A 13,510-nucleotide genomic window follows, 5' to 3' on the forward strand; every position below is an offset into this window, starting at 1 on the left:
CACCGTTTTTATTGGATGCTGCATATTGTGGCAATTGCCTGTGAGTTATTTACTCACGGAAAAGTGCTTCGATACTCAGTCCTTGCCCCTGCAGGATTTCACGCAGGCGACGCAAACCTTCTACCTGAATCTGACGAACACGTTCACGTGTCAGACCAATTTCGCGGCCCACATCTTCCAGCGTTGCCGCTTCATAGCCTAACAGGCCAAAACGACGCGCCAGCACTTCACGCTGTTTTGCATTCAACTCGAATAACCACTTCACGATACTCTGTTTCATATCGTCGTCTTGTGTGGTGTCTTCCGGGCCGTTGTCTTTTTCATCCGCCAGAATATCTAACAACGCTTTCTCTGAGTCACCACCCAATGGGGTGTCTACAGAAGTGATGCGTTCATTCAGGCGCAACATACGGCTGACGTCATGTACCGGTTTGTCGAGTTGCTCAGCAATCTCTTCAGCGCTCGGTTCATGGTCCAGTTTATGTGCAAGTTCACGTGCGGTACGCAGGTAAACGTTCAGTTCTTTAACGATATGAATCGGCAGACGAATAGTACGGGTTTGATTCATAATCGCCCGTTCGATTGTCTGACGGATCCACCATGTTGCATAGGTAGAGAAACGGAAGCCGCGCTCAGGGTCGAATTTTTCAACCGCACGGATCAGACCCAGGTTACCTTCCTCGATCAAATCCAGCAGTGCCAGACCGCGGTTACTGTAGCGGCGGGCAATTTTAACCACCAAACGCAGATTACTTTCAATCATACGGCGGCGGGAAGGAACATCTCCCCGCAGCGCGCGTCGTGCGAAATAAACTTCCTCTTCTGCGGTAAGCAGAGGGGAATAACCGATTTCACCGAGGTACAGTTGAGTGGCATCCAGCACTCGTTGGCTTACAGTCTGCGACAACAATTCTTCTTCAGCATCGTTGTCGGCAGTCTCTTCGACTATTGCTTTCTCGTCAAAGGCTTCAGCGCTGTTCTCATCGAAATCTACATCATCATGTAACTCGTTAACTTTCAGCGTATTCTGACTCATAAGCTGCTCCTACCCGTGGTCCCGAGGGCAGAATCGATGCTCTGCCCCGATTTATCGCTGCGGAAGATAACGCAGCGGGTTTACGGATTTCCCCTTGTAACGAATTTCAAAATGCAATCTTACTGAACTGGTTCCGGTGCTACCCATAGTCGCTATTTTTTGACCCGCCTGCACTTCTTGTTGTTCCCGGACCAGCATTGTATCGTTATGTGCATAGGCGCTCAGGTAATCATCATTGTGTTTGATGATGATCAGATTACCGTAACCGCGAAGAGCATTACCGGCGTAGACCACACGCCCCGAGGCGGTTGCTACGACAGACTGTCCACGCGAACCAGCAATATCGATCCCCTTATTTCCCCCTTCAGAAGCTGAGAAATTATCGATAATTTTCCCGTCAGTCGGCCATTTCCAGGAGGAAACCGGACCGCCATTATTTGTAGATGTGGCGACGGGAGTGCTGGCTACAGCAACAGGTGTTGTGGTGGTAGTAACTGCACCTGATGAAGGCAACATCTTGCCTACATTCTGTTTACCAGAAGAATCAGAATACGTGGTAGTTGGTTGAGATGCAACCACAGAACCTGTGAGCATGCCCCCGGTTGGAACTTTCGGAACACCGCCATTTGTGGCATCTGTGACCGCTATCGCACCCCCGGTACTTGCTGCGGAAGAGACGTTATTTATCTGGATTGTCTGGCCAACTTCGAGGCTGTATGGCTCTGGGATATTATTGCGCGCGGCCAGGTCGCGGAAGTCATTGCCCGTGATCCATGCAATATAAAACAGAGTGTCGCCACGCTTCACCTGATAGGTGCTGCCACTGTAACTTCCCTTAGGGATTGAGTTATAGCTGCGGTTGTACACAATGTGTCCGCCAGGGCCGACAGCAGGCGCCATTTGCGGAGTGGAATTCAGAGTATTCTGACTACTATTGCCACTGCCACCGCCGCCATTAACGCTGCTGATGGGTGCAGATGTCGTTGAATTGTTCGTACATCCCGCCATCCAGGCACTGATAAAAGTACACATTACAATGCGGCTTAGTGTTTTTATTGGGCTTCCCGTGCTCATATTTCCCCCGTTACGGCAATCTCAGAATATCTCTTTAACCTCGCACACCGCGCCAGCTGGCGCTTTTCGTGTCATCAGACACGGTGCGGGCAGGCAACATGCTCATTCAGGCCTTTGCCCAAATGCCGCTGTGCCATAAAAAACTGTAGTGGATGCTATCAACATCGCCAGTACAGCACCATATAACAGTTGTATTTAAATTTTAAGAGGTTAGTCCTGCTGGGATCGGCTTATCACCGGTTTCAGGCGAGCTCGCCTTTCACCAGCGGGACAAAACGAACGGCTTCGATAGTCTCTGCAACAAACTCATCACCACGTCGTGTGACCCGTTGCAATGTTTGATTTTCTTCGCCCACGGGCAGAATTAATACGCCGCCATCATCGAGTTGTTGCAGTAGATCTTGAGGTATTTCAGGAGGTGCAGCAGTGACAATAATGGCATCGAACGGGCCACGCGAAGGCCAGCCCTGCCAGCCGTCACCATGACGGGTGGAGACATTATGCAAATCGAGTTGCTTGAGGCGTCTTTTGGCCTGCCACTGCAACCCTTTGATGCGCTCAACCGAGAAAACATGTTCAACCAGGTGTGCCAGAATCGCAGTCTGATAGCCTGACCCGGTGCCAATTTCCAGCACGCGTGAAGAGGGTTCAAGGCGCAGCAGCTCGGTCATTCTCGCCACGGTATAAGGCTGAGAAATGGTCTGACCGGAGCCAATAGGCAACGCAGTGTTTTCGTAAGCTTTATGCTGAAATGCCTCATCCACGAAACGCTCACGCGGCACAGATTCTATGGCATGCAACAGTTTTTCATCATGAATGCCCTGCTGGCGAAGTTGTTCCAGCAGGTTGTACATCGGTTTATTCACCATTCGCGCTCACCCCGGCCTTTTCCAACCATGAGACCACGACATCCTGAGCCGCATAGGCGGTTAAATCCACCTGAAGTGGCGTCACTGAAACATAACCTTGCGCGACAGCAGCAAAATCAGTATCAGGTGCGACATCAAATTTATCCCCCGGCGGGCCAATCCAGTACAAGTCCTGACCACGCGGGTCCTGCTGACAAAATACCTGCTCGGCCGGATGACGGCTACCGCAACGCGTCACCTTGATCCCTTTGATCTGCGAAAGTGGCAAATCCGGGACGTTAATATTCAGAATTTTGCCAGTACGCAAAGGCTCACGCGCCAGAGCCCTGAGGATCCGACAGGTGATGATCGCCGCCGTGTCATAATGCTGATGGCCGTCCAGTGAGACCGCCAGCGCGGGAAAGCCCAGATGGCGGCCTTCCATCGCGGCGGCAACCGTACCGGAATAGATGACGTCGTCACCCAGATTCGGCCCCGCATTGATGCCAGAGACCACGATATCTGGCTTAGGGCGCATCAGCGTATTCACGCCAAGATACACACAATCGGTCGGCGTACCGTTAATTACGGCGGTATCCCCGTTAGGGTAAGACTGAATACGCAACGGGCCGTCCAGCGTCAACGCATTAGATGCGCCGCTACGGTTACGATCAGGGGCCACCAGCGTCACGTCAGCAAATTCACGCAGTGCTGACGCCAGCGCCTGTATACCCGGAGCCAGTACGCCGTCGTCGTTACTCAGTAATATCCGCATCACTTTCATCCAGATTCATCAGTTCACGCACCACGCTGGTGGCATAACTGCCGGCCGGTAACCAGAATTTGAGTTCCAGAGTAACATCATCCCAGCGCTGCCATTGCATCTGCAAAGGTTGCAGCATGATGGCACGACGTGCCGGTTCGACCCTCTCACGGTTAAGCAGCGACAGTAAATCCTCCTGACCATTCAGACAGGCCAGCTCATAGGCTTCAGCGTCTTCGAGTGTGCCCAGCGGGCCATCTCCCGGCAATGGTGCGGTTACCAGCAATTCACCGTTTTCAACGCGCGGTAGCAGCGATTCGAACTCTTCGGCTTTCGCCACAAACCAACTGCCACGGCCATTCAGTTGCAGGGCATCGCCCAGCATCGGCTGACGTACGGTGCCATCGGCCAGACGCTGGCTGGCGACGATATTGAACATCGCACTGCGGCTGGCGGAAAGATAGAAGCTGCGTTTGGCGCGTTCTTTCGGACGGGCTTCATTGGTTGCCCAGCGTTTCGCCTGCACCAGATTATTGCCACCACGGCCAAAACGCTGAGTGCCGAAATAGTTCGGTACGCCCTGTTGGGTGATTTTTTCCAGACGCGCCTCGACATCAGCCATATCGCTTACCTGACGCAGCACCAGCGTAAACGCGTTGCCTTTCAGCGTACCGATACGCATCTTTTTGCGATGGCGTGAGGCGCGGACAACTTCGCAGCCTTCGAGATCAAACTGGCTTAAATCGGGATCAGTCTTGCCCGGCAGATGCAGGCAAAACCATTGTTCGGTAACGGCATGACGGTCTTTGAGACCGGCATAACTGACATCGCGCGGATGCACTTTGGCAAATCGCGCCAGTTGTTCCGCGACAAACTGCGTGTTACAGCCATTTTTGCGGATCCGCACCAACAGATGTTCACCTTCGCCATCCGGCTCAAAACCCAGATCCTCTTCGACAATAAAGTCTTCGGGATTGGCTTTCAGCAGGCCGGTGGCAACAGGCTCGCCCAGCAACCAGGTGAGACGGGACATATCTATCATGCGGTAATCTTCCACAACATCATTCCTTAATCAGCAGAGCAACGGCTTCGCAGGCAATACCTTCGCCACGGCCAGTAAAGCCCAGCTGTTCGGTTGTCGTGGCTTTCACGTTGACGTCATCCATATGACATTGCAGATCTTCTGCCAGAAACACGCGCATCTGCGGGATGTGCGGAGCCATTTTCGGTGCCTGTGCGATGATCGTGATATCCAGATTGCCCAGCTTGTAGCCTTTTGCACGGATACGGCGCCAGGCTTCGCGCAGCAGTTCGCGGCTGTCAGCACCTTTGAATGCCGGGTCAGTGTCCGGGAAAAGTTTACCTATATCTCCCAGCGCAGCGGCACCAAGCAGTGCGTCCGTAGCCGCGTGCAGGGCAACATCACCATCTGAATGCGCCAGTAAACCCTGCGGATAAGGGATACGCACACCACCGATCACCAGCGGGCCTTCGCCGCCAAATTTATGTACATCAAAACCGTGACCGATACGCATTATGCGTTCTCCTCCTGGGATAAGCGGGTTAAATAGAATTCAGCCAGGGCCAGATCTTCTGGCCTTGTGACTTTAATATTATCGGCCCGTGCCGGGATCAGCATAGGATGAAAACCGCAATATTCCATTGCCGAGGCTTCATCTGTGACCACCGCACCTTCATTGAGTGCACGGCGCAGGCAGGTTTTCAGTAATTCGAGCGGGAAAAATTGCGGCGTCAGTGCATGCCACAGGTCCTGACGATCGACCGTATGTGCAATCGCTGTAATGCCCGGTTCACCACGCTTCATCGTGTCGCGCACGGGGGCGGCAAGGATCCCGCCCACTTTACTGGTGGTGGCAATCGCCAGCAGATTATGGAGATCGTCAGGATGCAGACACGGGCGCGCCGCATCATGTACCAACACCCAGCCGCTGTCTCCGGCAACATCCAGCCCGGCCATCACCGACTCAGCACGTTCCGCACCGCCTGCAACCACGCGAATACGCGGATCACGGGCAATGGGAAGTTGTTCGAATTGCGTATCGTGCGGGCTTAATGCCACGATAACCTGACTGACTTTGCCGCTTTGCAGCAAAGCGAAAATTGAGTGTTCTATCAGCGTCTTACCGCCAATAGAAAGATATTGCTTGGGGCATTCTGCCTGCATACGGCTGCCAATGCCGGCAGCCGGTAACACGGCAATAACCTCTGGAAGGGAAACAGCGATATGGCTCATGGCTATTGATTCAGGTTGTTTTGCGAAACGGTGCTACCAGGCGCACGTTTGTTGTCAGGCACCAGACGATAAAAAGTCTCGCCGGGTTTAATCATGCCCAGTTCATTGCGTGCGCGTTCTTCGATCGCTTCCTGACCGCCGTTTAAATCGTCGATTTCTGCGAAAAGTTGATCATTACGTGATTTCAGTTTGCCGTTATTAACTTGTTGCACCTGAACGTCATCGTTTACACGTACATAATCGTGAATACCATTCTTACCCAGCCACAGCGAATACTGTAGCCAGCCAAGTAAAATCAGTAATAGCAGTGTTAGTTTGCCCATCCCCGCCCCCTAAAAAAGCTGGACAATCATCCCACAACTTTCCCTCTGACTCCACTGTGGCAGTGGTAAAGCCGGTGAGAATCAGACTTACGCACGCAATTAAGGGTGAGAATGACACAATGGGTTACATCGTGAAGGGAATTTGCAGGGAAAACCGCCAGGAAAAGTCACCAGCCAGACAGGAAAGAGAAGACTGTCCAGAACATGCCGATAACGCAGACCGCGCTGGCCAGAGAGGTTTTAAACCAGCCACCGCCAAAGAACGTGCTGAACGCAATGCCTATCAGGACGGAAACGGGCATCAGCGCCAGGAAGAACGGCCAGGTGTAGAGCAGGAAAAAAAGGGTATTTGAACCGTAAACCAGGAAGGGGATCGCGAACGCCAGCCAGTAGAAGACAAACCCGATGAATCCGCCCTGCATGGAGTAGGAAGGATCTTCGGTGTCTGCACTGTCGGTTTCCGGTATCGGCACGCGTGTCCGGGGGGTAATTTCCCCGGTGCGATCCACGCGGTTCCGACTGACAAGTCTGCTAAATAACGCCTGCATAGATGATCCCTGTATTTCAGTGTAAACCGGCACGCTCTGTGACGTTTGGCCGGCAACATTCAGGGATTGATAATAGCGCGCTGGCGCATCACTTCTAATAATTGAGGCACCAATTGTGTTACCAATTGTTCACCATCAAGATGCACATCCGGGGTTTCCGGTGGCTGATATTCTGAGTCAATACCGGTGAAGTTTTTCAGTTCACCCGCACGGGCTTTTTTATACAAACCTTTCGGATCACGTGCCTCGCAGATAGCCAGCGGCGTATCCACAAACACTTCAATAAACTGACCGTCTTCCAGCAAATCACGCACCATTTCACGCTCGGCGCGGTGAGGTGAAATGAACGCCGTCAGCACGACCTGCCCGGCATCCACCATCAGTTTCGCCACTTCACCTACGCGACGGATGTTTTCACGCCGGTCGTCGTCGGTGAAGCCCAGATCACGGCACAGTCCGTGACGGACATTATCGCCATCGAGCAGATAAGTGCTAACGCCCTGCGCATACAGCGCCTGTTCAAGCGCACCGGCCACGGTGGATTTCCCCGAGCCAGAAAGCCCGGTGAACCACAGCACCGCACCACGATGGCCATGTTGCTTTTCGCGATCCGCACGAGTCACCGTGTGCGGATGCCAGACAACATTCTCATCTTTTAAAAAAGTGCTGTCTTGTGACGCCATCTTATTTGCCACCCAGCAGGTCGCGCGCACCCCAGTGCGGGAAGTGACGTCGAACCAGGCTGTTCAGTTCCAGCTCAAATGCGCTGTATTTATCCGATTCCTGATATACCTGTTCAATGGCTTCACGTACCAGACCAGCACCCACGGTAACGTTGGTCAGCCGATCGATAAAGATCATGCCGCCGGTCACCGCGTTGCTCTGATAGTTATCCAGCACCAGTGGTTCGTCGAAGGCCAGTTCCACCAGTCCGATACCATTCAGTGGCAGGTTTTCTACCACACGCTGCGTCAGCGAGTTAATTTCCACCTGATATTCGATATTTTCCACACGCGCACGGGCTTTCTTGCCGCCGACTTTGATGTCGTAACTCTGGCCGACGCTCAGTGGTTGCTCGGCCATCCACACCACATCGACTTTGGCATTTTGTACCGGTTTAACCGTTTCTTCTGCATCGACCAGCGTGTCGCCACGGCTGATATCACGCTCATCGGCCAGCACCAGCGTAATCGCGTCGCCCGCCCAGGCTTCCTGCAAATCACCGTCAAAGGTCACAATGCGTGCCACGGTAGATTCCACACCGGATGGCAATACTTTCACCTTCTGACCGACACGGACAGAACCGGATGCCAGCGTTCCCGCATAGCCACGGAAATCAAGATTCGGGCGGTTAACGTACTGCACCGGGAAGCGCATCGGTTGCTGTTCACGAATGTTAATAATGTTTACCGTTTCCAGCACGTCGAGCAACGTCGGGCCGGTGTACCAGTTCATTTTCTCGCTTGGTGTGGCAACGTTGTCGCCTTCCAGCGCGGAAAGCGGCACAAATTTGATGTCCAGATCGGTCGGCAGTTGCTGCGCGAAATCCAGATAATCCTGTTTAAACTGCTCGAATACCGCTTCGCTGTAATCCACCAGATCCATTTTGTTGACGGCCACCACCAGATGGCGGATCCCGAGCAAGGTCGCAATAAAGCTGTGGCGACGGGTTTGATCCAGCACACCTTTACGGGCGTCGATCAACAGAATCGCCAGATCACAGGTCGATGCACCGGTCGCCATATTGCGGGTGTACTGTTCGTGCCCCGGCGTGTCCGCAATGATGAACTTACGTTTCTCGGTAGAGAAATAACGGTAAGCCACATCGATAGTAATGCCCTGTTCGCGTTCGGCCTGTAAGCCATCCACCAGCAGTGCCAGATCCAGTTTCTCGCCCTGGGTGCCGTGACGTTTACTGTCGTTATGCAGAGAAGACAGCTGATCTTCGTAGATCTGACGGGTGTCATGCAGCAGGCGCCCGATCAGGGTGCTTTTGCCGTCATCGACGCTGCCGCAGGTCAGAAAGCGCAGCAGGCTTTTGTGTTGCTGAGCGTGCAGGTAAGCTTCAACGCCACCCTGCTCCGCGATTTGTTGTGCAATTGCGTTATTCATTAGCTGCGGCTCCTCAGAAGTATCCTTGACGCTTTTTCAGTTCCATCGAACCGGCCTGATCACGGTCGATCGCGCGTCCCTGACGTTCACTGGTGGTCGATACCAGCATCTCTTCGATGATCTCCGGCAACGTTTGTGCCTCAGATTCAACAGCACCGGTCAACGGCCAGCAGCCTAATGTGCGGAAACGCACCATTTTCTTCTCGATCACTTCGCCCGGTTGCAGATCAATACGATCATCATCAACCATCAGCAGCATACCGTCGCGCTCCAGCACCGGACGCGGTGCGGCCAGATACAACGGAACGATTTCGATATTTTCCAGATAGATGTACTGCCAGATATCCAGCTCAGTCCAGTTAGACAGCGGGAACACGCGGATGCTTTCGCCTTTGTTAATCTGGCCGTTGTAATTGTGCCACAGTTCAGGACGCTGGTTTTTTGGATCCCAGCGGTGGAAGCGGTCACGGAACGAATAGATACGCTCTTTGGCACGGGATTTTTCTTCGTCACGGCGTGCACCGCCGAAAGCGGCATCAAAGCCATATTTATTCAGCGCCTGCTTCAGACCTTCAGTTTTCATGATGTCAGTATGTTTGGCACTGCCGTGCACAAACGGGTTGATGCCCATTGCCACACCTTCCGGGTTTTTATGCACCAGCAGCTCAAAACCGTAATTCTTCGCCGTGCGGTCACGGAAGTCGTACATTTCGCGGAATTTCCAGCCGGTATCCACATGCAGCAGCGGGAACGGCAAGGTGCCCGGGAAGAAAGCTTTGCGCGCCAGATGCAACATCACCGAGGAATCTTTCCCGATGGAGTACATCATCACCGGGTTGGCGAATTCAGCAGCCACTTCACGGATGATATGGATACTCTCCGCCTCCAGTTGCCGCAAATGAGTCAGTCGTTTTTCGTCCATAACAGATCCTTTAAGCCAAATTCACAACCGACGGGCGTTGGGTGCCGTCAGTCTCAGGATGATGCCCAAACCAGGCCAGTTGCTGATGAAGTGATACCACTTCACCAATCACCAATAACGCCGGCGCCGGCGCCTGCTGAGCCAGATGTTCAAGATTATCGAGTGTTCCGGTCAGCACCTGCTGATCAGAACGCGTTCCCCGTCCGATGACCGCAACGGGCGTATGCGCTGCGCGACCATGAGCGATCAGTTGCTGGCTGATTTCGGCAGCTTTAAGCGTGCCCATATAAATCGCCAATGTCTGCTGGCCTTTCGCGAGGGTCTCCCACTGCACGCCGTTGTTTTCCGGACGGCAATGCCCGGTCACGAATATCACACTTTGCGCGTAATCGCGGTGCGTCAGCGGAATACCTGCATAGGCTGTCGCACCGGCAGCCGCGGTAACACCCGGCACCACCTGGAAAGGAATGCCTGCCGCCTGCACCGCCTGTAATTCTTCGCCGCCGCGTCCGAAAATAAACGGATCACCGCCTTTGAGGCGCACGACTTTTTTCCCCTGCTGCGCCAGTTCGACCAGCAGACGGTTAGTGTCTTCCTGCGCGACAGAATGGCTGCCCGCACGTTTACCCACACAAATCTTGTCCGCATCGCGGCGCACTAAATCCAGCACGTCTTCGCTGACCAGATAGTCGTAAAGCACGACATCGGCCTGCTGCATCACCTGCAGCCCGCGAAGGGTGAGCAATCCTGCATCACCCGGCCCGGCACCGACCAGCGTGACATTCCCGCGATGCGAGATGTCTTCCGCGTTTTCTAACTGCTGTTGCAGCGCCTGTTCTGCTTCTGCGAGCTTTCCCGCAGAAGCGAGGCTGGCAAAGCGTCCGGCAAACAGTTGTTCCCAGAAACGGCGACGCGCACGCATTGAACTGAACTGTACTTTCACATTGTCGCGCCAGCGTCCGGCGATATCGGCCATTTGCCCCAGGCTGCCCGGCAGTAGAGTTTCCAGCTTCTCGCGCAACATTCTGGCGAGTACCGGCGCTTTACCGCTGGAAGAAATCGCGACCACAATCGGCGAACGGTCGACAATCGAAGGGAAAATGAACGAGCACTTCGGCTGATCGTCAACCACGTTAGCCAGAACATGACGGCGGTTGGCCTGTTCAAAAACCTCAGCATTTAACGCGGCGTCGTCGGTGGCGGCAATCACCAGAAAAACATCGTCGAGCTGTTCCGGCAGAAATGCCTGTGCCGACCAGCTAACTTCTGCGGCCTGTCTGCGTTGTTCCAGCTCGGGAGAAAGTGCCTGTGCGACTATCCGTACTTGCGCACCTGCCCGCAGGAGGAGATCAATTTTGCGAGCAGCGACTTCGCCACCTCCCACGACCAGCACAGGGCGTTGTTTGAGGTCGGCAAATATTGGTAGATAGTCCACAAAAGCCTTTAATGATTGTCAGAGTTAATAAACAAACTATACGTGCAGGCAATAATTGATCTGAAATGACGAAAAGGAATGATTAGTTACTAAATGGAATATAGCCCGACAAAAAGAGCGGTTTGGGATAACGGGAAATTGTCTAATCGCACAGACAATCGCATACTGTACGCCCCAGAAAGACCGCCACACGCGGCCTGTTGTTTGATTGCCTTCCGGTCATATTGACCAGCAAATAAGGATTTTTGGCTATGTTTTCTTTTTTACGCATGAAGCGGACGCTGCTGGCGCTGAGCCTGAGCTGTGTCTGTATGGGTCATGCGATGGCGGCGTCCGCCCCGCTTCCGCCAGTGGGGATGATCGCCAGTCAGCAAATTCGCCATATCGCCACCTATTTTCCCGGACGCATGGCCGGCAGCCCGGCAGAACTGATCGCTGCGGATTATCTGAATCAGCAGTTCAATAAATTAGGATATACGAGCGATTTACGTGGCTTCGATACCCGCTATCTTTACACCAGCAATGCGGGCAAAAAGAACTGGCAAAATATTCACGCCACGTCGGTGATTGCCGCACGTGCAGGAGAAGTGCCGCAGCAAATCATCGTGATGGCGCATTTCGATACCTATGTGCCGCAAAGTGACAGTGATACCAACCATAATCTCGGCGGCCTGACGCTGCAGGGGGTCGATGACAACGCTTCCGGCGTTGGTGTGATGCTTGAGCTGGCCGAACGCATGCAGGCCATCCCGACGCACTACAGCTTGCGTTTCGTGGCGCTGAGTGCGGAAGAAACCGGTGCTAAAGGCGCGGAAGACTTTGTGAACCGCATGAGTGCTGAAGAGAAGAAAAATACGCTGCTGGTGATCAACCTGAATTCGCTGATCACCGGTGACCGGTTGTATTTCAACAGCGGCGCGAATACTTCCGTGGCCGTGGCGAAACTCACCCGCGTACGGGCGCTGAATATTGCGCACAGTCTGGGTATTCCGGCAGAAAGCCACGAAGGCGTACATTGCTGCGATGGCATAAAAGCGCTGGATGACGCACGGCTGCCGCTGCTGAACGTGACGGCGACTAACTATGCGCTGGGTAAGAAAGACGGCCTCCAGCAACGCGCGATCACCAGCCACTTCCCGCTGGGTACCACGCGTTATCAGAGCCAGTTCGATAATCTGCAGTATCTGGATAAAGCCCTGCCGGGACGCATTGAAAAACGTTCCCGCGATACGGTGAAAGTGTTATTCCCGTTGCTGAAGGATCTGGCGAAACCGGCGAAACACGCCTGATTAAATATGGGGAGTTGAGACGTTAATTACAGGAATCCCCTAAATAATTCGGATTGCAGGAAGGCGGCAAGTGAACGCATCCCCGGGAGCATAGATTACTATGTGACCGGGGTAAGAGCGCGCAGCCAACGCATCTGCAACCCGAAGTATGACGGGGATTTATTCATGGAGGCCGCATTCGCGTTTCAGTCCAAAAAATCGCGTGTCTTCTTCCTTCATCCCTTCTTCCCATTTTTTCGTGGTGTGCGTGTCACCGACGGAAAGATAGCCCTGATCCCACAGCGGGTGATAGCTCAGGCCGTTGTCTTGCAGATAACGGAAGATCTGACGGTTATCCCAGTCAATAATCGGCAGGATTTTAAACACACCACGTTGCACCGCCAGCACCGGCAGATGCGCACGGCTGCCGGATTGCTCACGACGCAGACCGGCGAACCAGGTCTGCACGCCGAGCGTCTGAATCGCACGATTCATCGGCTCGACTTTATTGATGTGATTATATTTCTCGATGCCCTCGACGCCCTGCTCCCACAGTTTGCCGTAACGCGCTTCCTGCCAGGCTGCCGAATGTTCAGCACGGAATACCTGTAAATTCAGGTTCAGCTGTTCGGTTAACGTATCGATGAACTGATAGGTTTCCGGGAACAGATAGCCGGTATCGGTCAGGATCACCGGAATGTCCGGTTTCTGCTGTGTGACTAAGTGCAGACAGACCGCCGCCTGAATGCCGAAGCTGGAAGACAGGGCGAATTCACCAGGCATATTTTCCAGCGCCCATTGCACACGCTCCTGCGCGGACAATTTTTCGAGGCTGACGTTAATTTCCGCCAGCGCCATGGATTGTCCGGACTTCGGCAGTTCATTCAGTTCAGCCAGAGTAAGGTTCAGCAAACTCATATCGCCTCC

15 protein-coding genes are annotated in these 13,510 nt (G+C 53.6%); 1 reads left to right on the forward strand and 14 read right to left on the reverse strand.

Features of this window, described 5'->3' with window-relative positions; translation table 11 throughout:
- Positions 1 to 49 precede the first annotated feature (49 nt).
- The 13 genes from rpoS to cysG all read right to left on the reverse strand — a co-directional run bounded on the left by rpoS (position 50) and on the right by cysG (position 11,315).
- Entirely contained in the window at positions 50 to 1,036 is a 987-nt protein-coding gene (gene rpoS / locus HGO41_RS15840; RefSeq protein WP_013574019.1) for an RNA polymerase sigma factor RpoS, read from the reverse strand.
- 51 nt (positions 1,037 to 1,087) lie between these two features.
- A complete protein-coding gene (gene nlpD, locus HGO41_RS15845; protein WP_013574018.1) occupies positions 1,088 to 2,110 on the reverse strand; it encodes a murein hydrolase activator NlpD in 1,023 nt (340 codons plus the stop codon).
- Between the two features lie 242 nt (positions 2,111 to 2,352).
- Complete coding sequence (locus tag HGO41_RS15850; RefSeq protein WP_013574017.1) at positions 2,353 to 2,979, reverse strand: protein-L-isoaspartate(D-aspartate) O-methyltransferase; 627 nt, start codon at positions 2,977 to 2,979, stop codon at positions 2,353 to 2,355.
- Positions 2,969 to 3,733 carry a 5'/3'-nucleotidase SurE gene (gene surE / locus HGO41_RS15855; protein ID WP_013574016.1) on the reverse strand — a complete coding sequence of 255 codons (765 nt, stop codon included), beginning with the start codon at positions 3,731 to 3,733 and terminating at the stop codon, positions 2,969 to 2,971. Before surE ends, HGO41_RS15850 begins: the two co-directional genes overlap by 11 nt.
- Entirely contained in the window at positions 3,714 to 4,760 is a 1,047-nt protein-coding gene (truD, locus tag HGO41_RS15860) for a tRNA pseudouridine(13) synthase TruD (protein WP_162906091.1), read from the reverse strand. Before truD ends, surE begins: the two co-directional genes overlap by 20 nt.
- 22 nt (positions 4,761 to 4,782) lie before the next feature.
- Complete coding sequence (gene ispF, locus HGO41_RS15865; protein ID WP_013574014.1) at positions 4,783 to 5,256, reverse strand: 2-C-methyl-D-erythritol 2,4-cyclodiphosphate synthase; 474 nt, start codon at positions 5,254 to 5,256, stop codon at positions 4,783 to 4,785.
- Entirely contained in the window at positions 5,256 to 5,975 is a 720-nt protein-coding gene (gene ispD / locus HGO41_RS15870) for a 2-C-methyl-D-erythritol 4-phosphate cytidylyltransferase (protein WP_112152125.1), read from the reverse strand. The genes ispF and ispD overlap by 1 nt, the downstream gene beginning before the upstream one ends.
- Before the next feature lie 2 nt (positions 5,976 to 5,977).
- Positions 5,978 to 6,298 (reverse strand): cell division protein FtsB, encoded by a 321-nt coding sequence (gene ftsB, locus HGO41_RS15875; RefSeq protein WP_013574012.1) that lies wholly within the window; start codon positions 6,296 to 6,298, stop codon positions 5,978 to 5,980.
- Positions 6,299 to 6,465: 167 nt separating this feature from the next.
- Entirely contained in the window at positions 6,466 to 6,846 is a 381-nt protein-coding gene (locus tag HGO41_RS15880; protein WP_013574011.1) for a DUF3561 family protein, read from the reverse strand.
- Between the two features lie 59 nt (positions 6,847 to 6,905).
- Positions 6,906 to 7,529, reverse strand: coding sequence for an adenylyl-sulfate kinase (gene cysC, locus HGO41_RS15885; protein WP_013574010.1), 624 nt, complete (start codon positions 7,527 to 7,529; stop codon positions 6,906 to 6,908).
- Position 7,530: 1 nt separating this feature from the next.
- Positions 7,531 to 8,958 (reverse strand): sulfate adenylyltransferase subunit CysN, encoded by a 1,428-nt coding sequence (cysN, locus tag HGO41_RS15890; protein WP_013574009.1) that lies wholly within the window; start codon positions 8,956 to 8,958, stop codon positions 7,531 to 7,533.
- Positions 8,959 to 8,971: 13 nt separating this feature from the next.
- Positions 8,972 to 9,880 (reverse strand): sulfate adenylyltransferase subunit CysD, encoded by a 909-nt coding sequence (gene cysD / locus HGO41_RS15895; RefSeq protein WP_013574008.1) that lies wholly within the window; start codon positions 9,878 to 9,880, stop codon positions 8,972 to 8,974.
- Positions 9,881 to 9,890: 10 nt separating this feature from the next.
- Entirely contained in the window at positions 9,891 to 11,315 is a 1,425-nt protein-coding gene (cysG, locus tag HGO41_RS15900) for a siroheme synthase CysG (RefSeq protein WP_013574007.1), read from the reverse strand.
- A 251-nt stretch (positions 11,316 to 11,566) separates the two neighbouring features.
- Here cysG and HGO41_RS15905 point away from each other — a divergent pair, with 251 nt between their 5' ends.
- Complete coding sequence (locus tag HGO41_RS15905; RefSeq protein WP_013574006.1) at positions 11,567 to 12,604, forward strand: aminopeptidase; 1,038 nt, start codon at positions 11,567 to 11,569, stop codon at positions 12,602 to 12,604.
- A 159-nt stretch (positions 12,605 to 12,763) separates the two neighbouring features.
- Here HGO41_RS15905 and HGO41_RS15910 read toward each other — a convergent pair whose 3' ends face one another.
- The gene (locus tag HGO41_RS15910) at positions 12,764 to 13,501 is read right to left on the reverse strand and encodes a phosphoadenylyl-sulfate reductase (protein WP_013574005.1); all 738 of its coding nucleotides are present in this window, start codon (positions 13,499 to 13,501) and stop codon (positions 12,764 to 12,766) included.
- Positions 13,502 to 13,510: the final 9 nt, after the last annotated feature.

Origin of the sequence: Rahnella sp. CG8 (genome assembly GCF_023701875.1) — a bacterium.
GTDB lineage: Bacteria > Pseudomonadota > Gammaproteobacteria > Enterobacterales > Enterobacteriaceae > Rahnella > Rahnella aceris.

What these genes read in the sequence shown, in the direction of transcription:
- cysC (WP_013574010.1), bottom strand. Translation starts at nt 7,529, where the DNA reads ATGGCGTCACAAGACAGCACTTTTTTAAAAGATGAGAATGTTGTCTGG.
- ispD (WP_112152125.1), bottom strand. Translation starts at nt 5,975, where the DNA reads ATGAGCCATATCGCTGTTTCCCTTCCAGAGGTTATTGCCGTGTTACCG.
- ftsB (WP_013574012.1), bottom strand. Translation starts at nt 6,298, where the DNA reads ATGGGCAAACTAACACTGCTATTACTGATTTTACTTGGCTGGCTACAG.
- HGO41_RS15850 (WP_013574017.1), bottom strand. Translation starts at nt 2,979, where the DNA reads ATGGTGAATAAACCGATGTACAACCTGCTGGAACAACTTCGCCAGCAG.
- HGO41_RS15905 (WP_013574006.1), top strand. Translation starts at nt 11,567, where the DNA reads ATGTTTTCTTTTTTACGCATGAAGCGGACGCTGCTGGCGCTGAGCCTG.
- ispF (WP_013574014.1), bottom strand. Translation starts at nt 5,256, where the DNA reads ATGCGTATCGGTCACGGTTTTGATGTACATAAATTTGGCGGCGAAGGC.
- surE (WP_013574016.1), bottom strand. Translation starts at nt 3,733, where the DNA reads ATGCGGATATTACTGAGTAACGACGACGGCGTACTGGCTCCGGGTATA.
- HGO41_RS15910 (WP_013574005.1), bottom strand. Translation starts at nt 13,501, where the DNA reads ATGAGTTTGCTGAACCTTACTCTGGCTGAACTGAATGAACTGCCGAAG.
- cysN (WP_013574009.1), bottom strand. Translation starts at nt 8,958, where the DNA reads ATGAATAACGCAATTGCACAACAAATCGCGGAGCAGGGTGGCGTTGAA.
- nlpD (WP_013574018.1), bottom strand. Translation starts at nt 2,110, where the DNA reads ATGAGCACGGGAAGCCCAATAAAAACACTAAGCCGCATTGTAATGTGT.
- rpoS (WP_013574019.1), bottom strand. Translation starts at nt 1,036, where the DNA reads ATGAGTCAGAATACGCTGAAAGTTAACGAGTTACATGATGATGTAGAT.
- cysD (WP_013574008.1), bottom strand. Translation starts at nt 9,880, where the DNA reads ATGGACGAAAAACGACTGACTCATTTGCGGCAACTGGAGGCGGAGAGT.
- HGO41_RS15880 (WP_013574011.1), bottom strand. Translation starts at nt 6,846, where the DNA reads ATGCAGGCGTTATTTAGCAGACTTGTCAGTCGGAACCGCGTGGATCGC.